This window comes from Streptomyces sp. NPDC021224, from assembly GCF_044332905.1.
In the GTDB taxonomy this organism is placed as follows: domain Bacteria; phylum Actinomycetota; class Actinomycetes; order Streptomycetales; family Streptomycetaceae; genus Actinacidiphila.
Map to the genome: position 1 here is coordinate 139,800 of NZ_JBIRPW010000018.1, position 26,441 is coordinate 166,240.

Consider the following 26,441-nt stretch of genomic DNA (forward strand, 5'->3'; position numbering starts at 1 on the left):
CGGCGACATCGTTTCTTTCAGCGATGTCCACCCGCCGTTGCGTGGTCCGTTGACGCATCAGTCGGCAGGAACGGGGGACATCGCATGTCCGGTCTCAGCAACGATCTCGCAGCGCACACCTGCTCCAGCGGTACGGATTCCGATCCGCCGCCGGCCGGTCCGCCGGTCCTGTCGCGCAAGGCGGCCGTGCTCCTGGCGGTCGGCGCGTCGGTCGTGGGCCTCGTCACGGCCGTCCAGCTGGCCGTGCTGTTCCTGGGGGCGGCGCCCCCCAACACCGTCTCGAAGAGGTTCGACTCCGGGCTCCAGCGCTGGAGCCAGCCGTGGTTCCAGCAGAACTGGCGACTGTTCGCACCCGACCCGCTCATGGTCAACGTCCGCGTCCAGGCCCGCGCCCGCACCACCTCCGGCACGGTCAGCCCGTGGATCGACCTGAGCAAGGAGGACTACGGCTCCGGGATGCTGCACCACCCGTGGCCGTCCCGTGAGGGGCAGTACGAACTCGGCTACGCGTGGTTCGCGTACGCCCAGAACCTGACGACCGTGCGGAACGCGAACGGCGGCGCGGCCGAAACCGAGCTGCTGCAGAAGTACCTGGTCAACCTGGTGGTCGGCCGGCTGTCCTGGAGGGTGCCCGGGCCGTACTCGGCGGTCGAGATCCAGGTCACCACACAGCCCGACACACCTCCCGGCGGCAGGAAGCCCGCCGCCACGTCGAGGACGTTCCCCTGGTGGGCCGTTCCCGCCGGGACGGAGGTGTCCCGATGACGCCGCTGAACGCTCCCGCGCGCTGGTTCGCCGCTGTGACCACCCGCCCGTTCGCGCTGCACGGCACCGCCGCCCTGCGGATCGGCCTGGGACTGCTCTACCTGGCGTTCCTGCTGCGCGAGCTGCCGGCCCGCCATCACCTGTGGGGCCCGCACGCGGCATGGTCGCCCTCGATCGACCGCGGCTACGCCGACGCCACGCCCTGGTGGGGCTGGACGAAGCACTGGTACACGCTGGCCGCGACGGGGAACAGCGCCTGGTTCGAGATCTCCTACGCGCTGGCCGTCCTCGTCACGGTCGCCTTCACCGCGGGCTACCGCACCCGGCTGACGTCGGCGCTGTTCATGGTCACGGTGACCGCCGTCCACGGGCGGAACATCTTCGTGGTCGACCCCAGCGACGTCCTGCTCATGCTGCTGTCCGTCTACCTGGTCTTCACCGCGTGCGGGCGGCTCTGGTCCGTCGACGCCTTCCTCGCCACCCGGCACGCCGTCAGCCGGCCGGCCCGCGCGCTGTCCTGGCCCGGCGGGCACCGGTGCCCGCCGGCGCGGACCGGCGAGCTGGCCGAGGTCCGCCGACGCCTCGTCGTCCTCGTGCACAACTGCGCCGTTCTCGTCATCGGCTTCCAGATGTGCCTGCTCTACGGCGCTTCGGGCATGTACAAGGTCCAGGGGAAGACGTGGCAGGACGGTACGGCGATGTACTACGTGCTGCACATCCAGGGCTTCCGGCCCTGGCCGGGGCTGTCGGACTGGATGGCGGGCCACAGCCTCGCCATGGCCGTGATCGCCTACTTCACCGTCTTCGTCCAGATCGGCTTCGTGTTCACGGTGTTCCACCGGAAGCTGAAGTACGTCTTCCTGGCGGGCCTCGTGGCCATGCACCTGGGCATCGCGGTGGTGCTCGGCCTGCCGTGGTTCTCGGCGGTGGTCGTCACCGGCGACGCGGTCTTCCTGCCCGAGTCCTTCTGGCAGGCCGTCGGCCGTGCCGCGTCCCGCGCGAGGCCCGGCGCACGCCGCCGTACCCGGGTCCCCGCCGTCGTACCGGCGCGAGACGCCGACCCGGTGGTGTGAGAACCCCCGCGCCCGGCAGGCGGCTGCCGGGCGCGGGGGGGGGTGGGGGCGGCGGCTCAGGCCGCGGCGCCGAACCAGAGCTCCAGGGCGTGGCGCAGCCCGGCCGGGTCGCCCTCGGCGCTGTCGGCCCACGCGACGTAGCCGTCCGGGCGGATCAGCAGGGCCGGGGCCTCGATGCCCTCGGCCGCCTCGGCGGTGACCACGTCGACCCGGGCCGACCAGCCGGCGGCCGCCGAGAGGTCCGCGGCGCCGCCCGAGAGGTCCAGCAGCACGCCGCGGCCGCGGCGCAGCGGCTCGGCGAGAGTGGCGTGGCCGGACCCGGTCAGGGCGGCGCTGGGGACGGGCTGGCCGAGCAGCGGGTGGGCGGCGGGGGCGCCGTCCGGGCGGGGGATCGGGTAGCCGGTGGCGGTGGGCAGCTTCAGCAGGTAGTCGTTGACCGCGGTGAAGCCGGTGATCTCCTCGAACATGGTGCGCAGCGGCGCGGCGAGGCGCAGCGGGTGCATCAGCGCCATCGCGGCGCGGGCGTGCTGGGCGACCTGCCCGCCGACCGGGCGGCGCTCCGCCTCGTAGCTGTCGAGCAGCCCGGCGGGCGCCCAGCCGTTGATCTCGGCGGCGAGCTTCCAGCCGAGATTGACCGCGTCGTGCAGGGAGGCGTTGAGGCCCTGGGTGCCGGAGATGAAGAGCACGTGGGCGGCGTCACCGGCGAGCAGTACACGGCCGTCGCGGTAGGTGTCGGCCAGCCGGGTGCGGCCGCCGTAGCGGGCGAGGAAGTCGGTGCGCCGGATGTCGGGGGCCTTGCCGGTGACGCGCTCGACGGACTCGCGCAGCTCGTCCTCGGTGACCGGGACGTCGTCGGCGGGCGGCTCGACGTCGAACTCGATGGTCATCAGCCGCAGCACGCCCGGCCGCAGCGGCAGGGCGCCGAAGACTCCCTCGTCGGTCAGGCCGCCGCTGAACGCCTCGTGCGAGTCGGAGGCCAGCTCCACGTCGCCGAGGACGCCCCGGTAGGTCTTGCCCGCGCCGGAGAAGCCGATCCCGGCCAGCTCGCGCACGGTGCTGGACGGGCCGTCGCAGCCGATCAGGTAGGAGCCGGTGATCTCCTGCTCGCCCTGCGGGGTGCTCACCCGTACCCGTACGCCGTCGGCGTCCTGGGTGAAGCCGACGACCTCGTGGCCGGGGCGGATGTCGACGCCCAGCTCGCGGGCCCGCTCCTCCAGCAGCAGTTCGGTGCGCCACTGGGGGTGGGCGAAGGTGTGCTCGCGGGGGTCCACGGCGTCGACGTCCAGCCAGATGAAGGCGAAGGGGGTGCGGGGCCAGGTGAAGATGGTGTCGGCGGGGATGCGGTCGCGGATGCCGCGCTGTTCGAGGATCTCCAGCGACCGTCCGTGGAGAGCCATGCCGGCGGACGCCTCGATACGTTCGGTGCGCTTCTCCAGGACGACCGACTCGACGCCGGCGAGCGCCAGTTCGGCGGCGAGCAGCAGGCCGGTCGGCCCGCCTCCGGCGATCAGGACGGGCTGGCTCATACGGTTTCCTCGATTCGACACAGGTTTCTACCGTCGTGTCGATCCTGGTCTCGGGCGCTTAACGACCCCTTAAGCGCTGACCGCCGCAACCGGAGGTGGCCGGGCCCTCCCCCCGGGGAAGGGGAAGGCCCGGCCGGCTTCGGATGCGGCGGTGCGTGGGCGACCTGCGGTCAGCCCTTGCTCGGAGCCGTGTCCTTCGGTGCGGCCTGCGGCGCGGGCTTCGGCGTCCGGATCACCAGGAAGGTGACCAGTGCGGCGGCCGCGCTGAAGACCGTGCCGAGCGTGAGGGCGCTGGAGATGCCCTCGGAGAGGATGTGGTCGGCCTTCGCCAGGGCCTGGGCGCCTGCGTCCCTGGTGGCGTCACGGGTGGCGGACCCGAACCTGGTGATCAGGATCGCGATGCCGAGCGAACCGCCGATCTGCTGCATCGACTGGAGGAGACCCGCCGCGGCACCGGAGTCCTGCGGCGGTACGCCGGCCAGGATGGTGATGTTCAGCGGCACGAAGCTGAGGCCCGCGCCGATGCCGAAGAGCAGCAGCGGTCCGAACACGCCGGCCGCGTAGGAGCTGTTCTCGTCGATCTGGAAGCCCCAGATGACACCGCCGGTGATCAGCAGGTTGCCGGTCAGCATCAGCATCTTGGGGCCGAACTTCGGCAGCAGCTTCGGCACGAAGCGGGCGGTGAAGAAGAGGCCGAGCGCCAGCGGCAGGAAGGCGAAGCCGGTCTCCATCGGGTTGAGGTCGAGCACGTCCTGGAGGAACAGGGTCAGGAAGTAGAACATCCCGAACATGGCTGCCGACAGCAGCAGCATGTTGCTGTAGCCCGCGCTCCGGTTGCGGACGTTGAGCAGCTTCAGGGGCAGCAGCGACTGCTCGGCGCGCGTCTCGATGAAGACGAACGAGGCCAGGAGCAGCACCGCGGCGGCGAAGCACAGGAGTGCGGTGCCGTCGCTCCAGCCGTCGGTGGAGACCCGGATGAAGGCGTAGACCAGCGAGACCAGGCCCGCGGTCGACGTGGCAGCGCCGGGCAGGTCGAAGCGGCCCGGGTGGCGCGGAGGCTCCTTGATGAAGCGGGGGGCGAGCACCACGATCGCGATGCCGACCGGGACGTTCACGAAGAACACCCAGCGCCAGGAGGCCAGGTCCGTCAGCACGCCGCCGAGGATGAGGCCGATGGCCGCGCCCGCGCCGGAGACCGTGGAGTAGATGCTGATGGCCTTGGTGCGCGCGGCGTCCTGGAAATTGGTGACGATCAGGGCGAGGGTGCTCGGGGCGGCGACGGCGGCACCGACGCCCTGCACGGCGCGCGCGGTGATCAGGACGGTCTCGTTGCCCGCGAGACCGGCGGCCAGCGAGGCCGCGGTGAACAGGATGATACCGGCGATGAAGACCCGGCGCCGCCCGAGGATGTCACCGGCCCGGCCGCCGAGCAGCAGCAGGCCGCCGAAGGCGAGGGTGTAGGCGTTGATGACCCAGGCAAGGTTGGTGCTGGAGAAGTCGAGGCTCTTCTGGAGCGAGGGCAGGGCCACGTTCACGATCGTCGCGTCGACGATGACCATCAGCTGACAGGCCAGGATGACCAGCAGGGTGATCGTGCCCGTGTTCCTGGCTTCGTCGCCGTGGACGGGTGGCGTTCCGGAGGTCTTGGCTTGGGGGGCCGACGAAGTCGACATGGGTGTCTCCGCGGAGTGATGATGCAAGAGCATCAGTGGACCATTTAAGGAACAGTGATGTTCACTATAGGGGTGCCGGAATACCTTCGCAACAGATTCCGGCCCGCCCCGAACCAGGAGGACGTGATGAGCGCAGTGGTCGACCGGGATTCGCAACTCGCGCGTGCCGCGAAGGACTCCGGGCACGCCGGAACCAGACGCCGGGGCGCCGTGCTGGAGAAGGCGATCTTCGAGGCGGTCTTCGAGGAGCTACGGAACGTCGGGTACGGCAGGCTGACGATGGACGGCGTCGCCAGCCGTGCGCGCACCGGCAAGGCGGGCCTGTACCGCCGCTGGGACAGCAAGGAGACACTCGTCCTGGACGCGCTGCGCAACGTGCTGCCGATCCCCGGCGAGCTGCCGACCGAGAGCAACGTGCGCGACGACATCCTGATGCTGCTGCGCTGCATGCAGACCGCCCTCAACTCCGCCCACGGCGCCGTGCTGCCGGCCGCCGCGGCCGATGTCGAGGGCGGGTGCGCCCGCACCGTGCGCGACTGCGTCATCCAGCCCTGCCGCGAGATGCTGATGCAGGCGCTCGACCGGGGTGCCGCCCAGGGAGAGGTCCGGCCCGGGGCGATCACCGCGACGATGGTGGGCATCGGGCCCTCCATGCTCGTCGGGCGGGTCGTCACCGACGGCGCGCCGATCCCCGACGAGTACGTCGTCTCGCTGGTCGACGACGTGCTGATGCCGCTGGTCAGGAGCTGACCGGGCGCCGCGGACCGGCCGGGGCGGCTCAGGCCTCGGCCGGCCGCGGCCGAGCCTCGCCGAACCAGTACCCGAGCGCGGCGCGCAGCCCGGGGCCGTCCGTGCCCTCCGGGTCGACGAAGGCCGCGTACCCGTCCGGCCGCACCAGGAGCACCCCCGCGGGCAGGCCGTCGGCGGGCCGGGCCTCGACCGCGTCCACCCGGTCCGCCCACGGCGCGGCGGTGCCGCCCGCCAGGCCCAGACCCGAGGTGTCCAGGACCACGCCGCGCGCCGCCTGCAGGGTGTGCGGGACGGTGGAGGGGCCGTCCGGGGTCTCCAGGTCCACGTGCGGCACCCGGCGCCCGAGCAGCGGGTGCGGCGGCGTGCCGTCCGGCACCGGGTAGCGGATGCCCAGCGCCGTCAGCACCTCCACCAGGTACTCCCGGACCTCCTCGAACTGCAGCAGGCCGGTGAACAGCTCCCGCAGCGGCAGGACGTCGTCCAGCGGGTGCAGCAGGGCCTCCTGGGCCTGGGTGTTGAGCGTGAGCCGGGCGCCGACCGGGTGGCGCTCGGCGTGGTAGGTGTCCAGCAGGCCGGGCGGGGCCCAGCCCTGGACGGCCGCCGCGAGCTTCCAGCCCAGGTTGACCGCGTCCTGCACGCCGGTGTTCAGCCCCTGCCCGCCGAACGGCAGATGGATGTGCGCCGAGTCCCCGGCGAGGAACACCCGGCCGGCGCGGTAGCGCTCCGCAAGACGGGTCGCACTGCCGAAGCGCGACAGCAGGTGCCGCTCGCCGATCCGCACGTCGATGCCGATGACACGCTTGACCGCCTCCTCGAACTCCGCGGGCGCGACCGGCAGGTCGCGGCCGGGCGGGACGACGTCGAACTCCATCGTGGTGAGCCGGTGCACGCCCGGCTCCATCGGGATCTGCGCGAACAGCCCGCCCTGGGTGAGTTCGGGCATGTGGACGTTGCGGTCCGGGTCGATCAGCCGGACGTCGCCGGTGATGCCGTTGACGCTGGAGCCGGTGCCCGGGAAGCCGATGCCGGCGAGCTTGCGCACCGTGCTGGAGCCGCCGTCGGCGCCGACCAGGTACGCGCCCCGCAGCCGGTACGCGTCCTCCTCGGTGCGCACCTCGACGGTGACCCCGTCCTCGTCCTGGGTCATGCCGACCACCTCGTGGACCCGCCGCACGTCCGCGCCGAGCTTGAGCGCGTGCTGCTCCAGGCGCACCTCGATGTCCCGCTGCGGGACGCGCTTGGCGACCAGCGCCGGGTCGATGATGTCCTTCAGCTCCAGCAGGCCGAAGTTGTAGGTGCGGGCCTGGCCGTACTCGTCGAACCAGTCCAGGCCGCGCTGGCGGAAGGTCTCCAGCGAACGGGCCTGGAGCGTCTGGGCTCGCGACCACTCCGGCGCCTCGGCGAGCCGGTCGAGGACGACGACCTCGACCCCGTGCAGGCGCAGCTCACAGGCCAGCATCAGGCCGGTGGGGCCTGCGCCGGCGATGACGACCGTACGACTCATGGTGGGACTCCTCTGATGTTCGCTGACGGGTCGCGGACGGCTCCGGGCCACCGGCGCCGGAACGGTCCGGTGTCGGGGCGGTCCGGTGTCGGGGCGGCCTCAGCGGGGCGGGCCGAGGAGGCGGCGACGGGCCCCCATGAGGGTGAGCAGGACGTCCAGGAGCGCGTGCGGCACTCCGTAGCCGCCGCGCATGCGCAGCACCGCCCGCACGTTCCACAGCCGGGTCTCCGCCACGTGCCGGGGCGAGGCGTGGACGTCGTCGTAGGTGTGCAGCCGCAGGGAGGGCAGGTTGGCGCGCAGCCGCTCGACGTCGCCGGCCGGGATGATCTCGTCGCGCAGGCTCACCGTGCACGCCACCGGGACGTCGAGCGCGGCGAGTTCCTCGTCCTTGAGCACCCACCCGGCCAGCTCGGTCCCGAGCTCCCCGGCGGGCACCCCGGTCAGGTGCGCGAGGGTGTCGACGGTGATCCGGGGCAGTGCGCGCTGCCAGTCGGCGTCGGTGAAGAAGTCCTGGACCGGCGCGCCCGCCAGCACCAGCCCGCGCAGCCGCGGGTCGTGTCCCGCGGCGCGCAGCGCGAGGTGACCGCTGAAGCTCAGCGCCACCGCGTAGGTCTCCTCGACCTTGGCGCGCCCGGCGAGGGCGTCCAGCAGCGCGGGCAGCATCCGCCAGCTCTCGGCGTCGTAACGAAGGGTGTTCGTGCCCGTGCCGGGGACCTCGGTGACCACCATCGCCATGCCGAGCCGGTCGGCCAGCGCCAGCAGCGGGGCCCACTGCTCCTTGATGCTGACGATCCCTCCGCAGACCAGCAGCAGCGGCCTCGGGTCGGTGTCGGACAGACCGGCGGCCCAGGCGCCGACGTCACCGCCGGGCAGTTGCACGTCGACCCGCTCGATACCCGGCTGGGTGCGCCGCCAGCGTTCGAACAGCTCGGCGCAGCGGTCGAGGGCGCGCTGCCGGGGCGGACCGTCGACGTACGGGAAGCGTGCCATCGCGTAGCTGCGGATCGCCTCCGGCAGCTTGCCCTCGAGTTCCAGCTCGTCGCCGTCGCGGGACCACTCGTGGACCCACGAGCCGGGGCCGTCCCCGTCGGAGGTGATCTGCGCCAGGACCCGCTCGTAGCGCTCGGCGGGGATGTTCTGCGCCTTGGCGTGCACCACGACGAACTGCTTGAGCTCGGTGACGTCGTTCATGCGGTGCCTCCGGGGGCGGCCTTGAAGGACTCCAGGTCCTCCTTGGTCTCGGTGAGGATGTCGGCCGCCTCGGCGCCGTCGATGACGCGGTGGTCGAAGGCGAGGCTCAGCCGCATGACCGGTGCGACGGCCAGCTCACCGCCGCGCACCACCGGGCGGTCGGCGATCCGGCCCACGCCCAGGGTGACCGGGGTGCCGCCCACCGAGTGGAAGCCGTCCACGGCCCGGTGGCCGAGGGAGGTCACCGAGAAGGTGCCCATCCGCTGGGCCCGCTTGCCCAGCGGGCGCACCGCCCGCCGGAAGGCGGCCTGCGCGATCGGGCGGGGCAGCTTGTGCAGCAGCGGCAGGCCCGCGTACTGGGGCAGCCGCTCGGGGTCGGAGTCGCGGTAGTGCTCCAGTTTGTCCTGGATCTCGTCGAGGTCCGACCGGTCGAGGTCCGGCAGCACCGCGGAGAGCACGACCCGCTGCCCGCTCCAGGTCCTGTCCAGGGTGATCTTGCCGTGCGCCCCGGGGCTGGCCGCGACCTTCGGGAGCACCCCGCCGCCGACGGCGACATTGGCCTGCGGGTGGCGCACCATCACCCGGCCTGCGGTGTGCAGCACGTAGGCGATCACCGAGTGGCGCCGCCCGGTCTCCTCGGCCCGGTGACCGAGCACCCGTCCCATGTCCACCTCGGTGTCGAGGAACACCGGCGAGAAGGGACGGATCTCCTCCAGGAAGTACAGCGTGTGCCGCCGCTGCCGCGGGACCTGGGCGCCCGTCACCTCGGGACCGCCGTACGAGCGATGACGTCCACTGTCGTTCCTTCCTGAGCGTCGTGGCTCTGTCCGTGCGGGGCGGGCGGCGGCGCGTGGGCATCCGCCCCGTCGTCCGCCCTCCCGCTCACGGTCGGCCCCGCCCCTAAAGCCGGGCTTAGCAGTCGCTGCTGCGCCCGGCCGGGGCAGCCGGTCAGCCCACCTGCGAGAGCAGGGGCTGAGAGGTGCCGGTGAGGCCGAAGACGCCGGCGAGGATCTCGTACGAGCGCTTGCGGGCGGTGTGGTCGTGGATGAGGCTGAACGCCATCAGCTCGTCGGCGCCGGTCCGGGCCATGAAGTCCTCGGTCTTGCGGCGCAGGGTCTCCGGGCCGCCCACCAGGTGGCGGGCCAGACGGGAGGCCAGGAACTCGCGCTCGGCGTCGGTGTACGGGTACCCGGCGGCCTCCTCCGGGCTGGCGTACGGGCCGACGTAGCCCTTGCGCATGGTGATCGCGGCCAGCCCCAGGGTGGACCACAGCCGCTCGGCCTCGGCATCGGTGTCCGCGGCCACCAGCATCGAGGTGACGAGCGAGTACGGGCGCTCCAGCACGGCGGAGGGCTGGAACTGTTCGCGGTACAGCTCCAGCGAGGGAATACACGCGTCGCCGTTGAGGTGGGCGGCGAACGCGTACGGCAGGCCGAGGGCGGCGGCGAGCTGGGCGCTGGACGGGCTGCTGCCGAGGATCCACAGCGGCGGGTGGTTGTCGGCGGAGGCGGGCACCGCGCTGACCGGGCCGGCGCTGTCGAGGCCGCCGAAGTAGGACATGAGGTCGGTCAGCTGGCGCGGGAAGAGCGTTCCGTTGTGGGCGCCGGAGGGGCGTTCCAGCGCCTGCGCGGTCAGCGGGTCGACGGGGGCCCGGCCGATACCGAGGTCGATCCGCCCGGGGTGCAGGGCTTCCAGCAGGCCGAACTGCTCGGCGACCACCAGGGAGGAGTGGTTGGGCAGCATCACGCCGCCGGCGCCGACCCTGATCGACGATGTCGCGGACGCTATCTGCCCGACCAGGACGGCAGGCGCCGAGCTCGCCTCCCCCGCGCTGTTGTGGTGCTCGGCCACCCAGTAGCGGTGGTAGCCGAGGCGGTCGGTGTGCTTGGCCAGGTCGAGGGAGTTGCGGACCGCGTCCACGGGCGTCGAGCCGGACGGCACCGGGGCGATGTCGAGGACGGAGAGCAGGAAGGAGGTGTCAGGCACGCCGGGTTCCGTTCGTTCGGGTCTTGGATGTGGGTCATTGCGCGGGCAGGGACAGTGGTGGCCGCCGGCCGTCCGGACCGGGGGCGGCAGTGGGGGCCGGCAGGGGGTTCCAGGCGTCCTCCGCCCTGGGCAGGGCGGAGAGCAGCGCCTTGGTGTACGCGTGGGAGGGCCGGTGGAAGACCTCGTCGACCGGGCCGCTCTCCACCAGCTCGCCGTCGCGCATGACCAGGACGCGGTCGCTGAGGTGGTTGACCACCCCGAGGTCGTGCGAGATGAAGAGCAGCGACAGGCCGAGGCGTTCTCGCAGGTCCCCGAAGAGGTCGAGGATCTGGGCCTGGACGGACACGTCGAGCGCCGACACCGGCTCGTCGCACACCAGGACCTTGGGCCCGGGGGCCAGGGCCCTGGCGATGGCGACCCGCTGGCGCTGCCCGCCGGAGAGTTCGAGCGGACGGCGGTCGATCAGGAGGGGGTCGAGCCCGACCAGTTCGAGCAGTCCGGTGGCTTGGCCGCCGTCCCGGGACGGCAGGGCCTCGGCGACGATCCGCCGCACCGTCCAGCGCGGGTCGAAGGAACCGAGCGGGTCCTGCTGCACGAGCTGGATCCGGCCCCGCCGCTCGCGGCGCGCTCCCTCCGGGCGGCCGGACCACGGCTCGCCGAGCAGCCGTACCTCGCCGTGGTCGGGGGCCAGCAGGCCCATGACGATGCGCGCCACGCTGGTCTTCCCCGAGCCGGACTCGCCGACCAGGCCGAGGGTCTCCCCCTCGTGCAGGACGAACGAGACGTCGCGTACGGCGGTGTGGCGGCCGCGGCCGGTCGTCCGGAAGGACTTCGCCAGCTCCGACACCTCCAGCACCGGTGTGCCGGCTGCCTGCGCCGGGGCCCGGCGCACGGTCGGCGGTGGTGTCCAGGGGGCGTCCAGGCGCAGGCAGCGGGCGGTGTGGCCGGGGCCGGCCGAGACCGGTGCGGGCGGCTCGGTACGGCAGAGGTCGGTGGCCAGCGGGCACAGCGGCGCGTAGTGGCAGCCCCCGGCGCCCTGCGGCCCGGCGGTGTCCGGGGCCGCAGGCTCCGTGCGTGCGGGTCCCGCCAGCCGGTGGCCGCGGGTGTCGCCCGCGGGGACCGCCGCGAGCAGCCGACGGGTGTACGGGTGCGCCGGGGAGCGCAGCACCTCGCCGGTGGGGCCCTCCTCGACCACCCGGCCGGCGTGCACCACCATCACCCGGTCCGCCAGCCGCGCGACCACCGCGAGGTCGTGGCTGATCAGCAGGACCGCGGTGCCGGCCCGCTTCCGGGCTGCCAGCAGGTCCAGGATGCGGGCCTGGACGGTGACGTCCAGCGCGGTGGTCGGCTCGTCGGCGATGAGCACCTCCGGGCCGGCGGCCAGCGCGGAGGCGATCAGCGCACGCTGGCGCTGGCCGCCGGAGAGCTGGTGGGAGTACTGCCGGGCCCGGCGGGGCGCTTCGGGCAGCCCGACCTCCTCCAGCAGCGCCACCGCGCTGTCCCACAGTTGCCGCCGCGGTGCCGGCCGGTGGTTGCGCAGCGTCTCGGCGACCTCGTGGCCGACCCGCCGCAGCGGGTCGAGCGAGACCAGCGCGTCCTGCAGCACCAAGCCGATCCGCCCGCCGCGCACACTCCGCCACTCGCGCTCGGGCAGCGCCCGCAGGTCGGTGTCGCCAAGCTCCAGCCGGTCCGCGGTGACGGTGGCGGTCGGGCCGACCAGGCCGAGCAGAGCCCGTGCGGTGACGCTCTTCCCGGAGCCCGACTCCCCGACGATGGCGAGGCATTCGCCGGCGTGCAGGGTGAAGCCGAGGTCGTGCACGGCCACGGTCGGGCCGTGCGGTCCCGGGAAGGCGACCCGCAGCCCCTCGACGGCGACCAGCGGGACGGGGGTGTCAGTGTCAGGCACCGGGACTCCGCCCTTCGAAGCGCCGGCGCAGATCCCGGCCGACGACGTTGATGGTGAGCACCGTGACGGTGACGGCCACGCCCGGCAGGACCGCCGGGGCCCAGGCGATGTCCAGGAGGTCCCGGTTCTGCGAGAGCATCGCGCCCCACTCGGGGCTCGGCGGCTTCGGCCCGAGTCCGAGGAAGCTCAGCGACGATCCGGCGATGATGGCGGTGCCGACACCGACCGTCGCGAACACCAGCAGCGGCGGGACGGCGTTGGGCAGCAGATGGCGCAGGTAGATCCAGGCTCGCCGGCGGCCCAGCACTGTGGCTGCCTGGACGTATCCGGAGTCCCGGATGACCAGGGCCTGGCCGCGGGCGAGCCGGGTGAAGCCGGGGGTCAGGGAGCAGCCGATCGCCAGGACGGCGTTCCGGGTGCCGGGGCCGAGCATGGCGACCACCAGCAGCGCCAGGAGCAGGCCGGGGAAGGCCAGCAGGATGTCGGTCACCCGCATCACGATCTCGTCCACCACCCGGCCGCCGGCGGCGGACAGCACCCCGAGCAGCGTGCCGGCGACGACCGCGATGCCGGTGGCGCCCAGGCCGACGGCCAGTGAGGGACGGGCGCCGTGGACGATCCGGCTGTAGAGGTCCTGGCCCAGTTCGTCGGTGCCGAGCAGGTGCGCCTTGCTCGGGCCCTTGAGTGCGTCCAGCGGCTGGACGGCGTCCGGGGCCTGGTGGGCCAGCAGGCCGGGCCAGAGCACGGCCACCGCCAGCAGCGCCAGTACGGCCCAGGCGACGATCACGGTGACGGGCGGGCGGCGCCCGGTGACCCGGCTGCGGACCTGTCCGCGGGTGCGGATCCCGGTCAGGGCGCTCATGCCGGGCCTCCGAGCTGCGGGCGGGGACGGTGGGCGCGGCCGCGGGCCAGGACCAGCAGGCCGCGGCGCAGCGCGGCGAGTTCGGTGCGGGGATCGCCCTCGACGACCAGCAGGTCGGCTTCCAGACCGGCCCGCAGCCGTCCCGTCCGGTGGCCTATGCCCAGGGCGTCGGCGGCGGAGGAGGTGGCGGCGGCCAGGACGGCGGTGTTGTCGAGGCCGGCGCGCGCGAACCACTCCAGGCCGTCGACGTAGCGGCCGAATCCGGCGCCGGGGATGCCGGCGTCCGTCCCGGCCAGCAGCCGCACCCCCTGCTCGTACTGGTGCGTGACCAGGTCGAGCCAGGGCTGCACGCCGCTCTCACCGATGCGCCGGACGGACTCGGAGAGTACGGAGCTGAACGTCGGACAGACCGCGATGCCGTCGGCGGCGATCTGCTTGATCAGCTCGGCGGCGGCCCCGTCGGGCCCGCGGACGGGGCCGGGCGGCGGCATGAACGAGCAGTGCTCCAGTGTGTCGACCCCGGCGGCGAGGGCGGTCTTCACCCCGGCCGTGCCGTGCACGTGGGCGGCGACCTGGCGCCCGAACCGGCGGGCCTCCGCCACGGCCACCCGCACCTCGGACTCGGTGAACTGGGCGGTCCACGGGGCGGGTCCGTCGGGGGTGAGGCCGCCACCTGTTGCCATCACCTTGATGACGTCGGCGCCGGCCTGCACGTTGCGCCGGACCACCGCCCGGATCTCCTCCGGCCCGTCGGCCTGGCCGCCGAAGTACCAGCAGTGCCCGCCGGTCACGGTGACCGGCGCGCAGGCGGCCAGCACGCGCGGGCCGGGCAGCTCTCCGCGGGCGACGGCGTCGCGCAGCGCCACCGCCAGTCCGTCGCGGTCGCCGAGGTCGCGCACCGTGGTGACGCCGCTGTCCAGCAGCTCCTGGGCGCGTCCGGCCATCGCCAGCAGCAGGGTGCGGTCGTCGGAGGCGTCCAGCCGGGCCACCGCGTCGCTCTCCCCGCTCAGCGCGAGGTGCACATGGCAGTCGATCAGCCCGGGGAGGACGGTCGCCCCGGGGAAGTCGTGGACGGGCGTCTGCGGCGGGGCCTGGCGGCGGATCTCCTGGTACGTCCCCACGGACTCGATCCGCCCGTCGGCCACCAGCACCGCCCCGTCGGCGATGGCCTCGTCCACCGGGTCGGGCACCACCAGCTCCGCGTGGAGGATGTGGGCTGTCACAGCTGCGCCTCTCTCAGTCGGGGATCGACGACGCGGTAGAGCAGGTCGACGACGAGGTTGATCAGCACGAAAGCCAGGGCCGAGATGACGACCACGCCGGTGACCATGGGCAGGTCCCGGCCGGAGATGGCGGTGGCCATGACCCGGCCCAGGCCCTGCCGGGTGAACACGGTCTCGATCACGACCGCGCCGCTGAGCAGGGTGCCGACCGCCCAGCCGGAGAGCGTCACCAGCGGGATGAGCGCGTGCCGCAGCGCGTGCCGGGTCAGCAGCGCCGAGCGGCTGGTGCCCCGCGCCATGGCGCTGAGGGCGAACGGCTCGCGCAGCACGTTCTCCATGCCCTCGCGCAGCACCTGGGCGAACGGACCGACCATGCCGGCCGCCAGGGTGAGGGCGGGCAGCACCAGGCCGTCCAGCCCCGTCCCGCCGGTGGCGGGGAACAGGTGCCACCGGAAGGAGAGGAGCGTCAGGAGCAGGATGCCGACCCAGAAGCTCGGGCTGGAGCTGAGCACCAGCTCGCCGGTGGAGGACAGCGCCCGCAGCCACGGCCGGCGCCCGGCAGTCGCCAGGGCCAGCAGCAGCGCGAGGCCGAGGGCGAGGACGAAGCCGGCCAGGGCCAGCTGGACGGTGGGCCCGAGCTGGTCGCGGATGACGTCGCTGACATCGGCGTTGAGCTGGAAGGAGTGGCCGAGGTCACCGCGGACGAGGTGGCCGAGGAAGTCGCCGTAACGGACGATCAGCGGGTCGTCCAGGCCCAGGTCGGACCGGACCTGGGCGACGGACGCCGGGGTGGCGGCCGTCCCTCCCAGGACGATCTGGACCGGGTCGCCGGGTGCCAGCTGCAGCGCGCCGAACGCGAGGGTGGCGGCGCCGAGCAGCACCAGCACGGACAGCGCCAGTCGGCGGGCCAGCCACCGCAGCGTGCCCGTCACTGGCCCCTCCCCTTCGACACGTCGTAGAAGAGCGGGAAGCCGGTGGCGTCGGAGCGCAGCCCGGTCACGTCCTTGGCGAGCCCGATGAGGTAGTTGGGGACGTACACCGGCATGACCAGGGCGTGCTGGACCACGTAGTCCTGGACCTTGATGTACAGGGCGTTGCGGGCCTCACCGGCCGGTGCGCCGGCGGCGCTGCCCAGCCATCCGTCCAGCTGCGGGTCGGAGACCTGGAGGACGTTCATGCCGCCCTTGGTCGGGACCTGGTCCGATGCGAACAGGGTGCGCAGGATGTCGGGCTCGGCCCGGATGGTGCTGGAGTCCCAGATGTCGGCGTCGGCGGACATCACGCGCGTGGTGTAGCTGCCGGTGTCCAGGCCCTGGCGGTCGATCTCGATGCCGACCTTCTTGGCGTCGGCGACGATGCCCTGACCGAGGATGTCCCGCTGCTCGCGCAGCAGTTGGGTGGCGAACGGCCATGCGAGGGTGAGCCGCTTGCCGTCCTTGACCCGGTAGCCGGCCGAGTCCTTCTGCTTCCAGCCGGCCTCGTCGAGCAGCTGGTTGGCCACGGCCGGGTCGTAGGTCCAGCTCTTCTCCAGGTCCTTGGCGTAGCCGACGGTGCTGGGGCCGAGCACGCTCCAGGCGCGGGTGTACTGCTTGAAGTACACGCTGGAGACGAGCTGGTCGAGGTTGATCGAGCGCTGCAGCGCGGTACGGACCTTCTCGTCTGCGAGCGGGCCGCGGTTGCTGTTGAAGTGCAGGGTGTACACGCCGCCGGGCGCGTCCGTCTTGACGACCTGGTACTTCGGGTTGGCCTTCACCCCCGCCGCGCGGGAGGGCGACAGATCGGCGATGCCGTCGAGCTGGCCGCTGGTCAGCGCGCCGATGCGGACGGAGTCCTCCTGGATGAACTGGAAGCTGATGCCGTCGAGGTGGGCCGCGCCGGTGTGCTGGGCGGAGGCCGGGCCCCAGGCGTACGCGGGGTTCTTGGTCAGGTCCACGCGCTGCTTCTTCGTCCAGTCCGCGAAGCTGAACGGGCCCGAGCCGATCGGGTGGGCGCATATCTCGCCGGCGTCCCGCTTGAGCGAGGCGGGCGACTGGATGCCCAGGTAGGCGGTGCTGAGGGCCTGGAGGATCGGGGTGTACGGGCGGGACAGGCGTATCCGCACGGTGTGCGGATCGACGACGTCCGCGCCGGCGAACGGGCCGAGCAGGCCGACGGCGTACTGGGACTTGGTCCTGGGATCGACGGCGTGGTCGAGGGTCGCCTTGACGGCGGCGGCGTCCAGCGGTGTGCCGTCCTGGAAGACCACCCCGGAGCGCAGGTGGAAGGTGTAGGCGGTGCGGTCCTTGGAGATCTCCCAGCTCTGGGCCAGCCAGGGCTTGACCGTCCCGTCGGACGTGAAGTCGACCAGCGAGTCGAAGACGTTGCGGTCGATCAGTGCAGCCACGTCCAGCGGCGTGACCTGCGGATCCAGGCAGGACGGCTCGGTCTCGAGGGCGAACTTGAGGGTGCCGCCGGCGGTGGCCCCGGACGAAGTGGTCGATCCGGAGCTGCCCCCACCGCAGGCCGCCGCCGCGGGGGCGAGGAGCAGGACGGCCGAGGCGAGCAGGGCCGCGTATCTCGGCCGGCCGTGCCGGCCTCCATGTCTGCGCGTGCTCGCGCGGGTGGGCACGGTCGGGCTGTGGGGACTCGGGGTGTGGGGATAGCGCAAGGTTCCGTCTCCTCGTGCGCGTGGCTGGTGGATGAGAGCGCCGCAGGGTCGTCCCGACGGTGCCGGCGGTTCGTGGCGGCACTCTGTCCCCGGCCTCTAAAACGGGCCTTAACAGGCCACGCGCGAACGGGGGCGCGAACGAGGGGCAGATGTGCGCGGGCGTCGGGTGCGGGCACGGAGGGGTCAGCTCGCGCGCAGGAGGTCCAGTCGGCCGTCGTCCAGCAGGATCGAGCGCTGGAGGTCGCGCAGCGCCCGGCCGGGCTCGATGCCCAGCTCGGAGTTGAGGGTGCTGCGGACGTTGGCGTAGGCCCGCAGCGCGTCGCTCTGCCGCTCCGAGCGGTACAGGGCCAGCATCAGCTGCCGGTGGAAGGCCTCGCGCAGCGGGTGTTCGGCCGTCAGGCTGTAGAGCTGGCCGACCAGTTCCCGATGGCAGCCGAGTTCGAGGTCGGCGTCCGTCCGCATCTCGATGCACTCGAGCCTGGCCTCTTCGGCCCAGGCCGCGAAGGAGTTGACGGTCTGGCCGTGCCGCAGCTCGCTGAGCACCGGGCCGCGCCACAGCGTCAGCGCCTGGCCCAGCACCGCGGAGGCCTCCTCGTGGCGGTTCCGCTTCATCGCGGTACGGCCACGGGCCACCAGCTGCTGGAACTCGTGGACGTCCAGCGTGTCATCGCCGAGGCTCAGCAGATAGCCGGGCGAGTGGGTGGCGATCGGGTTCTCGGGCCGGTCGGGCCGGTCGAGGAACTTGCGCAGCTGCGAGACGTACACATGGAGCGCGGCGGTCGCCCTCCTGGGGGCCTGCTCGCCCCACAGCTCCGCGGTGAGGTGGGACACGGTCACCACCTGGTCGACGCGGATCAGCAGGACGGCCAGTAATGTCTCGATCTTGCGTGCGGACACGGCGGAGACTGCTTCCCCGTCGCGCACCCGCAGACTTCCCATGATTTCGTAGCGCATCGAAGATTCCCCGTCTCTTCGTCCAGCTTTCGGGACGCGCCCTCCCGGACGCCCTTCAGCGCGAGAGGCTCTGGTACTGCCCGTCGTGGTAAAGCAACGGACGGCCGTTCTCGCGGTACTCGGTGTGCCGTGGCTCGGCGATCACGAGCGTGTGATCACCGGCGGACACCCGGTCGACCACCCGGCAGACCAGGAGTGCGAGCACGTCCGACAGCACCGGTACGCCGTAGGGCCCCGGCTGCCACGCGGTGGGCGCGGCGAAGCGGTCGATGCCGCTCCGGGCAAAGGTCGCGGCGACTTCGCCCTGCTCCTCGGTGAGCAGGTGAACCGCGACGTGGTCGGCTGTCGCGAACGCGGGCCAGGAGGAGGCGGTACAGCCGAGCCCGAAGGACAGCAGCGGTGGATCCGCGGACAGGGACACCACCGATGTGGCCGTGAATCCGGCCGGTGCCTCACCACTGGTCGTCACCACTGCTACTCCAGTGGCGTGGTGCCGGAGCACCCGTCGGAAGACAGCACCGCTCACTGGTGCGTACATCACCACTTTCCCTCAATTCGTAGCGCACATGACAATGCCCTGCTATTCCCAGCAGGGCATCGTCGCCTGTGACTTCAGCTTCTCTCGGACCCCGGTGGTCCCACATCTGCGAAACTACTTACGTACCGGTGTGATCTGAGTAACCTTCGCTGCGCCCCGGTGGTCAGCCGGCGGCGAGTTCCTTGCCCAGATGGGCGACCAGCCCGGCAGGCGTCGGGTGTTCCAGCACCACCACCGGGGGCAGGTCCAGCGCGGTTGCCTCGCACAGCCGGTTGCGCAGTTCGAGGGCCGTGAACGACGAGAACCCGCTGTCGACGAAGGACAGCCCGAAGTCCAGACCGTCCGGGTCGCCGTGACCCAGCACCTCGGCGGCCAGGCCGCGCACCAGATCCTCCAGCACCTCCCGCCGGCCGTCCTCGTCCAGAGCGCCCAGCCGCTCCCGCAGCCGGGCCGCGGCTCCCCCGGCCGAGGGCTCCCCCGGCGCGGCCGCCGGCGCCGGCCCGGCCTCCGCCAGCGCCGACAGGAGCGGGACCGGCCCGTCCTCGGCGAGCGCGGCCCAGTCGAGGTCCAGCAGCGCCTGCGGGACGGCGACGCCCGACAGGTCGACCCGGCCCAGCAGCGGTTCGGCTTCTGTCTGCCGAAGCCCCGGACGCACCCAGTCCTCCTCGCCCGTCCACGGGCCGCGGACCACCACCGTCCCGGGGAGCCCGGCGGCCCGGCGGCGCGCCACCGCTGCCTCCGCGTACGCGGCTCCGGCCGCCTCACCTGCGGTGCCCGGCTCGCCCAGCACGCCGACGGTACGCGCGAACAGCAGGAAGACGTCCAGGTCCAGCCCGGCCGTCGCCTCCTCCAGTGCGCGCAGCCCGGCGACGGGCCGGCTCAGACGCACCAGCCTGCCCTGGCGGTTGCCCGGGTCCGCTTCGCGCGGCCCGCCACCGGTGTGGATCACCGCGGTCACCGGCTCCTGCGGCGGAGCGACGGCCAGCAGCGCGGCCAGCACACCCGGCTCCGCCGGGTCCCCCGATCCGGTCGCCACCGCCACACCCGCCGAGGCCAGTTCCGCCGCCAGCGCCTCGCCGGGGGCGGACGTCAGCAACAGCCTGCGGGCGCCGAGGCCCACCAGCCAGCGCACCACCGGGTCCGGCCCCTCGCCCGCCACCAGCACGGTTCCGCCCGGCCGCCACGCCGCCGCCGCGGATCCCTCCGTCCCGGGCGCCCGGACCAGCCGCCGGGCGAAGACGCCGTCCGGGCGGACCGCCAGCTGGTCGATGCCCGGCGCCTCCCCGGCCAGCACCCGGGCCAGCCGGCGCTCGGCCGCCTCGTCCGGCGCACCCGCCACGTCGACCTGGCCGCCCGCGTGCAGCCGCGGCTCGGTGAAGGCCGCCGTCATCACTCCCCGTGCCAGGGACTGCTCCACGTCCGGGGTCTCGCCGGCCACCGACACCGCACCCGAGGTGACGCACCACAGGGGCACGTCGAGGGACATCTCGCCCATCTGGTGCTCCAGCATCAGGGAGGTCACCAGGCCGCCCGGCAGGGACGGCTCCCACGGGTGGGCAGCGGTGTCCAGTGCCAGCAGCGAGAGCACGCCGGTGATCTGCGCCCGCTCCGCCTCGACGGCGGTCACCAGCCGTTCCAGCATCACCGCGGGCTGGTCGTGGGCGCGCCCCAGCTCCACCCGCACCACCTTGCCGCCGCCGGCGGCCAGCACCCGCTCCGCGGCGGCCGCCCACGGGTGGCCGGCCGCCGCCTCCGGGACGACCAGCAGCCAGTCGCCCGAGGGACCTGCCGTACCGCTGTCCACCGTCGGCTGCCACCCGAGCCGGTAGCGCCATCCGGCGCTGCGCCGCCGGCCGGACAGGGCGGGGAGCAGCCGCTCCAGCGCCTCCCGGCCCGCCGCGTCCAGCCCGAGGGTCGCCGCGAGGCCCGCGGTGTCCCCGCCGTCCACCAGGCCCCAGAAGCCGTCGTCCTGCGACTCCGCCGCCTCCGCCTGCCGGCGCGGCGCGTCCAGCCAGTAGCGCCGCCGCTGGAACGCGTACGTCGGCAGTTCCGCGCGCAGGTCCCGCGCGGGCCCCGGCAAGCCGGCCCTCCAGTCCACGGCTCCGCCGCGCACCCACACCTGGGCGAGCGCGTTCTGCACCGACACCGGCTCGGGGCGGTCGCCGCGCAGCAGCGGTGCGAGCAGCGCCGGATCGGCTGCCAGGGCGTCCCGGACGATCGCGGTGAGCACCGCGTCGGGCCCCAGCTCCAGGAAAGCGTTCACGCCGCGGTCCGCCAGGAAGCGCACGCCGTCCAGGAACCGCACCGTGCCACGGATCTGCTGCGCCCAGTAATCCGGCGAGCGCAGTTGCTCCACGGTCGTCGCCACACCCGTGACGTTGGAGACCACCGGGATCGACGGCTCGCGGAAGTCCAGCCGCGCGACGGTCTGCCGGAACTCCTCCAGCACGCCGTCCATGTGCGCCGAGTGGAAAGCGTGGCTGACCTTCAGCCGCTTGGTGCGCCGCCCCGACGACCGCCACCGGGCGGCCACCTCGGCCACCGCCACGGCGTCACCGGACACCACCGTCGCCTGGGGGCCGTTGACCGCGGCGATCGCGAGCACGCCCTCGGAGCCGGCCAGCAGCGCCAGCGTCTCCTCCTCGGTGGCCTGGAGCGCCACCATCGCCCCGTCGGCCCGTGCGGACTGCATCAACCGGCCGCGCACCGCGACGAGTTCGGCCGCGTCGTCGAGGGAAAGCACCCCGGCGGCATGGGCCGCCGCCACCTCGCCCACCGAGTGCCCGAGCAGATAGTCCGCGGTGACGCCGCGGTGCTCCAGCATCCGGTACAGCGCCGTCTCGACCGCGAACAGCGCGGCCTGCGCGTAGTCGGTCCGGTCGAGCAGTGCCGCCTCGGGCGAACGCGGCGCTGCGAACAGCACGTCGAACAGCGGGTGTTCCAGGTGTCGGTCCAGCCGCTCCGCCACTGCCTCAAGCGCGCGGGCGAAGACCGGCTCCTCCGCGGCCAGTTGACGCCCCATGCCGAGCCGCTGGCTGCCCTGCCCGGTGAACAGGAAGGCGGTCGCGCCGTCCGGGCGGCCGTGGCCGTGCCCTTCGACGACGCCGGGGCCGGCGCCGTCCCGGGCCAGCGCCCGCAGCGCGCTCAGCCGCCGGTCGCGGTCGGCCGCCACGACGACCGCGCGGTGGTCGAGTTCCGCCCGGCCCGCGAGCACTCGGGCCACCTCGGCCTCGGTGACGTCCTCCCGCCCTGCGACGTACTCCGCCAGCCGCTCGGCCTGCTCGCGCAGGGCCGCCGCGGAACGCGCCGACAGCGGCCAGGCGGGAGCCGCGCCGGTCCCTTCCTGCTCGCCGTCGTCGGTGACCGCCGGCGCCTCCTCGACGATCACATGGGCGTTGGTGCCGCTGATCCCGAACGAGGACACCCCCGCCCGGCGCGGACGCCCCGCGTCCTCCCACGGCGCCGGCTCGGTGAGCAGCTCGACCGCCCCTGCCGTCCAGTCGACCTGCGCGGAGGGCGCGTCGACGTGCAGGGTCCTCGGCAGCGTCCGGTGGCGCATCGCCATCACCATCTTGATGACTCCCGCGACACCGGCCGCGGCCTGGGTGTGGCCGATGTTCGACTTGATCGACCCCAGCCGCAGCGGCCTGTCCTGCGGCCGGCCCTGCCCGTAGGTGGCCAGCAGAGCCTGCGCCTCGATCGGGTCGCCGAGCGTCGTGCCGGTGCCGTGCGCCTCCACGGCGTCCACGTCGGCCGGTTCCAGCCCCGCGTCGGCCAGCGCCTGCCGGATCACCCGTACCTGGGACGGCCCGTTGGGCGCGGTCAGCCCGTTGGAGGCGCCGTCCTGGTTCACCGCCGTCCCGCGGATCACCGCGAGCACCGGGTGGCCGTTGCGCTGCGCGTCCGACAGCCGCTCCAGCAGGAGCAGCCCGGCCCCCTCCGAGAAGCCGGTGCCGTCCGCGGAGTCCGCGAAGGACCGGCAGCGGCCGTCCGGGGAGAGGCCGCGCTGCCGGCTGAACTCCACGAACAGCCCCGGGGTGGACATCACCGCCACCCCGCCCGCCAGTGCCAGGTCCGTCTCACCCTGCCGCAGTGACCGGCTCGCCAGGTGCATCGCCACCAGCGAGGACGAGCACGCGGTGTCCAGCGTCACCGCGGGCCCCTCCAGCCCGAAGGTGTACGACACCCGGCCGGACGCGACACTGCCGGCGCTGCCGTTGCCGAGGAACGCCTCGTACTCCTCCGGGGCCTGCCCGAAGCGGCCCGCGTAGTCGTCGTACATCACGCCCGCGAAGACGCCCGTCCGGCTGCCGCGCAGGGACGCCGGATCGACCCCGGCCCGCTCGAACGCCTCCCAGGCCGTCTCCAGCAGCAGCCGCTGCTGCGGGTCGGTCGCCATCGCCTCGCGCGGGCTGATCCCGAAGAACGCCGGGTCGAAATCGCCCGCGTCGTGCAGGAACCCGCCCTGGCGGGTGTACGACGTACCGGCGCGATCCGGATCCGCGTCGTACAGCGCCTCCAGGTCCCAGCCGCGGTCCGCCGGGAAGCCCCCGACCGCGTCGACCCCGCCGTCGACCAGGCGCCACAGCTCCTCCGGGCTGCCGACCCCGCCCGGGAAGCGGCAGGCCATGCCGATGACCGCGATCGGCTCCTGCCGTCCGGCCTCCAGCTCGACCAGCCGCTGACGGGTCTTCTGCAGATCGGCCGTCACCCACTTGAGGTACTCGACCAGCTTGTCCTCGTTGCTCTCTGCCATGCTGCACAGCCCTCCGGGCGACGTTCGACGGGTCTGCCTGCTGTTCGGTCTGCGTGCGGTCCGGTCAGCTGCCGGCCCGGCCGAGCTGGATGTCGATGAAGTCGAAGATCTCGGCGGCCGAGGCGTCCCGGAGGCGGGCCTCGGCGTCCTCCTCCTCGGGCGCGGCCGGGCCCTGCGCCTCGTTCCATTTCAGCAGGACGTTCTGAAGCCGCGCTGTGATCGCCCGCCGGGTGTCCGGCTCCGACGGCGCCACCACGGCCAGGCTCGCCTCCAGCCGCTCCAGCTCCGCCATCGCCGCCGCGACCGCGGCCTCTGCCGGGTCGACCGGCTCCGGGGCGACCGAGTCCCGGACGAACGCGGCGAGCGCGGCCGGCGTCGGGTAGTCGAAGACCAGTGTCGCGGGCAGCTTCAGCCCGGTCGCCGCGTTCAGCCGGTTGCGCAGCTCGACCGCCGTGAGCGAGTCGAAGCCGAGTTCCTTGAACGCCCGGTCCGCGTCGACGCCGTCGGACTCCGCGTGTCCCAGCACCGCGGCCACCAGGCCCCGCACCAGGTCCAGCACCAGCGCCGTCTGACCGGCCGCGTCCAGCCCGGCCAGCCTCGCCGGCGTCAGGGCCGAGGACTCCGCGGCCCCCCTGCGGCGCGCCTGCACCAGCCCGCTCAACAGCGCCGGGAGCGTTCCTTCGACGCCCCGGGCGTGCAGCGCCGGACGGCTCAGCTCCACCGCCACCAGCGCCGCACGGTTCCCGACCGCCGTACGGTCCAGCGAGCGGTCGAACAGCTCCAGGCCCGCCTCCGCCGACAGCGGCAGCAGACCGCTGCGCTCCACCCGGGCCAGGTCCGCGGCGTCCAGGTGACCCGTCATCCCGCTCTCCTGCTCCCACAGTCCCCAGGCCACCGCGGTCCCGGCCAGCCCGCCGGCCCGCCGGTGCCGGGCCAGCGCTTCCAGGAAGGCGTTCGCCGCGGCGTAGTTCGCCTGGCCCGCGCTGCCGCTCACCGCGGCGAAGGAGGAGAACAGCACGAAGGCGGCGAGGTCCAGCCCCTCCGTCAACTCGTGCAGGTGCTGGGCCGCGTCGGCCTTCGGGCGCCACACGGTCTCGAAACGGTCCGGGGTGAGTGACTCGAACACCCCGTCGTCCAGCACACCCGCCGCATGCACCACCGCGGTCAGCGGGTGCGCGGCCGGCACGGACGCGACGATCCCCGCCAGTACGTCGCGGTCGGCCACGTCCCCCGCGACGAGTTCAGCCGAGGCGCCGAGCGCGCTCAGATCCTCCAGCAGCTGTCCGGCGCCCGCGGCGTTCGGCCCGCTGCGGCTGATCAGCAGCAGCCGGCGAACGCCGTGCTCGGCCGCCAGATGCCGGGCGACCAGGGCGCCCAGCGCACCGGTCGCCCCGGTCACCAGCACGGTGCCCTCCGGATCGAGTCCGGCGCCGGCCGGCGCCGTCGCCGCGCCCTGCTCCGGCACCACGGCCGCCAGCCTCGGCACGTACGCGAGCCCCTCGCGCAGCGCGAGTTGCGACTCCCCCACCGCCAGGGCCGCCGGAACGGCCTCCAGGCTCGCAGCGCCGCCGTCCACGTCCAGCAGCACGACGCGGTCGGGGTGCTCGGACTGCACCGACCGCAGCATGCCCCACAGCGGCGCGTGAGCGAGGTCCGGCACATCCTCCGCCGCACCGACGCCGATCGCCCGCCGGGTCACCACGACCAGCCGCGCGGCGGTCAACGCCGGTTCGCCCAGCCACTCCTGGACCAGGGCCAGCATGTCGTACGCGGCCGTGCGGGCGCCCTCGAAGCCTTCCGGCCCCTGCCCGCGCGGGACTCGGGTGACGAACACGGTGTCCGGTGCGGGCGCACCCGCCGCCATGGCCGCACGCAGTTCGGCGAGGCCCGCGAAGGCCGGCGCCGCGCCGAGCCCGGCAGCCAGGCCGAGCGGGTCCTCCCCGAGGACGGCCGACAAGCCCGCCCCGGCACCCCCGTCGGCCCGCGCGGGCACCCAGTCCACCGCGTACAGCGGGTGGGCGGCCGGGCTGAGCGCGGCGAGCTGGGCGGTGGTGGTCTCGCGGACGGTGAGGGCGTCGGCGGTGACGACGGGGGTGCCGGTGGGGTCGGTGGCGGTGAGGGCGTGGGTGTTCTCCCCCGTGGTCGTCCAGTGGACGTGCAGGGTGGTCGCGCCGGTGGCGTGGAGGGTGACCCCGCTCCACGCGAACGGCAGCAGTACGGACGGCCTGGCCCCACCCTGCGCGGCGGCGTTCTCCTCCTCGGTGAGCAGGAGGGCGTGCAGGGCGGCGTCCAGGAGAGCCGGGTGGATACCGAACCCGGCGGTGTCCACACCCTCGACAGGCAGGGTGATCTCGGCGGAGACGTCCCCGTTGTGGTGGCGCCACGCAGCACGCAGGCCCTGGAACAGCGGCCCGTACTCGTAGCCCCGGGCGGCGAGACGCTCGTAGAGACCGTCCACATCAACAGGCCGGGCGTCGCTCGGAGGCCATACCGACGCGTCATCGGCCACTTCCGCAGTCTGGACGGTGAGGCGGCCGGTGGCGTGCCGGGACCAGGGGCCGTTCCCGTCGTCGGGCCGGGAGTGCACGGCCAGCGCGTAGCCGCCGTCGTCCGGAGTGAGGGTGGCCTGGAGCTGCACGCCCTCGCCGTCCGCGATCACCAGCGGTGCGTGGAGGGTGAGGTCTTCGAGGTGTCCGGCGCCCAGGCGGTCACCCGCGGCGACGGCCAGGTCCACGAACGCGGTGCCCGGCAGCAGCACACTGCCCAGCACCATGTGATCCGCCAGCCACGGCTGCGCCGCAAGAGACAGCCTGCCCGTGAGGACCGCACCGCCCTCGTCGGCCAGGTCCACGGCCGCGCCCAGGAGTCCGTGTCCGGCGTCGGCCAGGCCGAGACCGGTGGCATCGCCGGTGGTCGCGGGGGCTTCGAGCCAGTACCGCTGCCGCTGGAACGCATACGTCGGCAGATCAACAGTCCGGCCGTGAGCGAGTGACGGGACACCGGCCCAGTCGACAGGAGCACCCGCGACCCAGGCACGCGCCAGAGAATCACACAACCGGTCCCAGCCACCGTCGTTGCGCCGCAGCG

At 73.5% G+C, this 26,441-nt stretch carries 17 protein-coding genes and 1 pseudogene; 3 read left to right on the forward strand and 15 right to left on the reverse strand.

Features of this window, described 5'->3' with window-relative positions; genetic code table 11:
• Positions 1-84 precede the first annotated feature (84 nt).
• Together ACH4PY_RS31715 and ACH4PY_RS31720 are read left to right on the forward strand one after the other, a co-directional pair.
• Positions 85-765, forward strand: a complete 681-nt coding sequence (locus tag ACH4PY_RS31715; protein ID WP_398190868.1) for a DUF5819 family protein — start codon at positions 85-87, stop codon at positions 763-765.
• Entirely contained in the window at positions 762-1,838 is a 1,077-nt protein-coding gene (locus ACH4PY_RS31720) for an HTTM domain-containing protein (RefSeq protein ID WP_398190870.1), read from the forward strand. Before ACH4PY_RS31715 ends, ACH4PY_RS31720 begins: the two co-directional genes overlap by 4 nt.
• Positions 1,839-1,894: 56 nt before the next feature.
• On the opposite strand, the gene ACH4PY_RS31725 is transcribed toward ACH4PY_RS31720, so the two are convergent.
• Both ACH4PY_RS31725 and ACH4PY_RS31730 read right to left on the reverse strand, forming a co-directional pair.
• Positions 1,895-3,364, reverse strand: a complete 1,470-nt coding sequence (locus tag ACH4PY_RS31725; protein WP_398190873.1) for an FAD-dependent monooxygenase — start codon at positions 3,362-3,364, stop codon at positions 1,895-1,897.
• A gap of 170 nt (positions 3,365-3,534) precedes the next feature.
• Positions 3,535-5,037 carry an MFS transporter gene (locus ACH4PY_RS31730; RefSeq protein ID WP_398190876.1) on the reverse strand — a complete coding sequence of 501 codons (1,503 nt, stop codon included), beginning with the start codon at positions 5,035-5,037 and terminating at the stop codon, positions 3,535-3,537.
• 126 nt (positions 5,038-5,163) lie between these two features.
• Here ACH4PY_RS31730 and ACH4PY_RS31735 point away from each other — a divergent pair, with 126 nt between their 5' ends.
• Entirely contained in the window at positions 5,164-5,787 is a 624-nt protein-coding gene (locus ACH4PY_RS31735) for a TetR/AcrR family transcriptional regulator (protein WP_398190879.1), read from the forward strand.
• Positions 5,788-5,815: 28 nt separating this feature from the next.
• Here ACH4PY_RS31735 and ACH4PY_RS31740 read toward each other — a convergent pair whose 3' ends face one another.
• From ACH4PY_RS31740 to ACH4PY_RS31800, 13 genes and pseudogenes are all read right to left on the reverse strand, one after another.
• The gene (locus ACH4PY_RS31740; RefSeq protein WP_398190882.1) at positions 5,816-7,291 is read right to left on the reverse strand and encodes an FAD-dependent monooxygenase; all 1,476 of its coding nucleotides are present in this window, start codon (positions 7,289-7,291) and stop codon (positions 5,816-5,818) included.
• A 99-nt stretch (positions 7,292-7,390) separates the two neighbouring features.
• The gene (locus tag ACH4PY_RS31745; RefSeq protein WP_398190885.1) at positions 7,391-8,482 is read right to left on the reverse strand and encodes an alpha/beta hydrolase; all 1,092 of its coding nucleotides are present in this window, start codon (positions 8,480-8,482) and stop codon (positions 7,391-7,393) included.
• The gene (locus ACH4PY_RS31750; protein ID WP_398190888.1) at positions 8,479-9,246 is read right to left on the reverse strand and encodes a 2-oxo acid dehydrogenase subunit E2; all 768 of its coding nucleotides are present in this window, start codon (positions 9,244-9,246) and stop codon (positions 8,479-8,481) included. Before ACH4PY_RS31750 ends, ACH4PY_RS31745 begins: the two co-directional genes overlap by 4 nt.
• A gap of 184 nt (positions 9,247-9,430) precedes the next feature.
• Positions 9,431-10,468, reverse strand: coding sequence for an LLM class flavin-dependent oxidoreductase (locus ACH4PY_RS31755; protein ID WP_398190891.1), 1,038 nt, complete (start codon positions 10,466-10,468; stop codon positions 9,431-9,433).
• Positions 10,469-10,502: 34 nt separating this feature from the next.
• The gene (locus tag ACH4PY_RS31760; RefSeq protein ID WP_398190893.1) at positions 10,503-12,374 is read right to left on the reverse strand and encodes a dipeptide ABC transporter ATP-binding protein; all 1,872 of its coding nucleotides are present in this window, start codon (positions 12,372-12,374) and stop codon (positions 10,503-10,505) included.
• The gene (locus ACH4PY_RS31765) at positions 12,367-13,236 is read right to left on the reverse strand and encodes an ABC transporter permease (protein ID WP_398190896.1); all 870 of its coding nucleotides are present in this window, start codon (positions 13,234-13,236) and stop codon (positions 12,367-12,369) included. Before ACH4PY_RS31765 ends, ACH4PY_RS31760 begins: the two co-directional genes overlap by 8 nt.
• The gene (locus ACH4PY_RS31770) at positions 13,233-14,459 is read right to left on the reverse strand and encodes an amidohydrolase family protein (RefSeq protein WP_398190899.1); all 1,227 of its coding nucleotides are present in this window, start codon (positions 14,457-14,459) and stop codon (positions 13,233-13,235) included. The genes ACH4PY_RS31765 and ACH4PY_RS31770 overlap by 4 nt, the downstream gene beginning before the upstream one ends.
• Positions 14,456-15,391: an ABC transporter permease gene (locus tag ACH4PY_RS31775; RefSeq protein WP_398190902.1), complete on the reverse strand. Its 936-nt coding sequence runs from the start codon at positions 15,389-15,391 to the stop codon at positions 14,456-14,458. Before ACH4PY_RS31775 ends, ACH4PY_RS31770 begins: the two co-directional genes overlap by 4 nt.
• On the reverse strand, positions 15,388-17,067 hold the full coding sequence (locus ACH4PY_RS31780; RefSeq protein ID WP_398190905.1) for an ABC transporter substrate-binding protein: 1,680 nt from the start codon (positions 17,065-17,067) through the stop codon (positions 15,388-15,390). The genes ACH4PY_RS31775 and ACH4PY_RS31780 overlap by 4 nt, the downstream gene beginning before the upstream one ends.
• Before the next feature lie 222 nt (positions 17,068-17,289).
• On the reverse strand, positions 17,290-18,003 hold the full coding sequence (locus ACH4PY_RS31785) for a BTAD domain-containing putative transcriptional regulator (RefSeq protein WP_398190908.1): 714 nt from the start codon (positions 18,001-18,003) through the stop codon (positions 17,290-17,292).
• A 112-nt stretch (positions 18,004-18,115) separates the two neighbouring features.
• Positions 18,116-18,598 (reverse strand): flavin reductase family protein, encoded by a 483-nt coding sequence (locus ACH4PY_RS31790; protein WP_398190911.1) that lies wholly within the window; start codon positions 18,596-18,598, stop codon positions 18,116-18,118.
• A 163-nt stretch (positions 18,599-18,761) separates the two neighbouring features.
• Positions 18,762-23,342, reverse strand: a pseudogene (locus ACH4PY_RS31795) (type I polyketide synthase); the annotation flags it as partial.
• 76 nt (positions 23,343-23,418) lie between these two features.
• The coding region (locus ACH4PY_RS31800) for a type I polyketide synthase (protein ID WP_398190914.1) at positions 23,419-26,441 on the reverse strand (3,023 nt) is incomplete at its 5' end.

What these genes read in the sequence shown, in the direction of transcription:
- ACH4PY_RS31715 (WP_398190868.1), top strand. Translation starts at nt 85, where the DNA reads ATGTCCGGTCTCAGCAACGATCTCGCAGCGCACACCTGCTCCAGCGGT.
- ACH4PY_RS31720 (WP_398190870.1), top strand. Translation starts at nt 762, where the DNA reads ATGACGCCGCTGAACGCTCCCGCGCGCTGGTTCGCCGCTGTGACCACC.
- ACH4PY_RS31725 (WP_398190873.1), bottom strand. Translation starts at nt 3,364, where the DNA reads ATGAGCCAGCCCGTCCTGATCGCCGGAGGCGGGCCGACCGGCCTGCTG.
- ACH4PY_RS31730 (WP_398190876.1), bottom strand. Translation starts at nt 5,037, where the DNA reads ATGTCGACTTCGTCGGCCCCCCAAGCCAAGACCTCCGGAACGCCACCC.
- ACH4PY_RS31735 (WP_398190879.1), top strand. Translation starts at nt 5,164, where the DNA reads ATGAGCGCAGTGGTCGACCGGGATTCGCAACTCGCGCGTGCCGCGAAG.
- ACH4PY_RS31740 (WP_398190882.1), bottom strand. Translation starts at nt 7,291, where the DNA reads ATGAGTCGTACGGTCGTCATCGCCGGCGCAGGCCCCACCGGCCTGATG.
- ACH4PY_RS31745 (WP_398190885.1), bottom strand. Translation starts at nt 8,482, where the DNA reads ATGAACGACGTCACCGAGCTCAAGCAGTTCGTCGTGGTGCACGCCAAG.
- ACH4PY_RS31765 (WP_398190896.1), bottom strand. Translation starts at nt 13,236, where the DNA reads ATGAGCGCCCTGACCGGGATCCGCACCCGCGGACAGGTCCGCAGCCGG.
- ACH4PY_RS31790 (WP_398190911.1), bottom strand. Translation starts at nt 18,598, where the DNA reads ATGTACGCACCAGTGAGCGGTGCTGTCTTCCGACGGGTGCTCCGGCAC.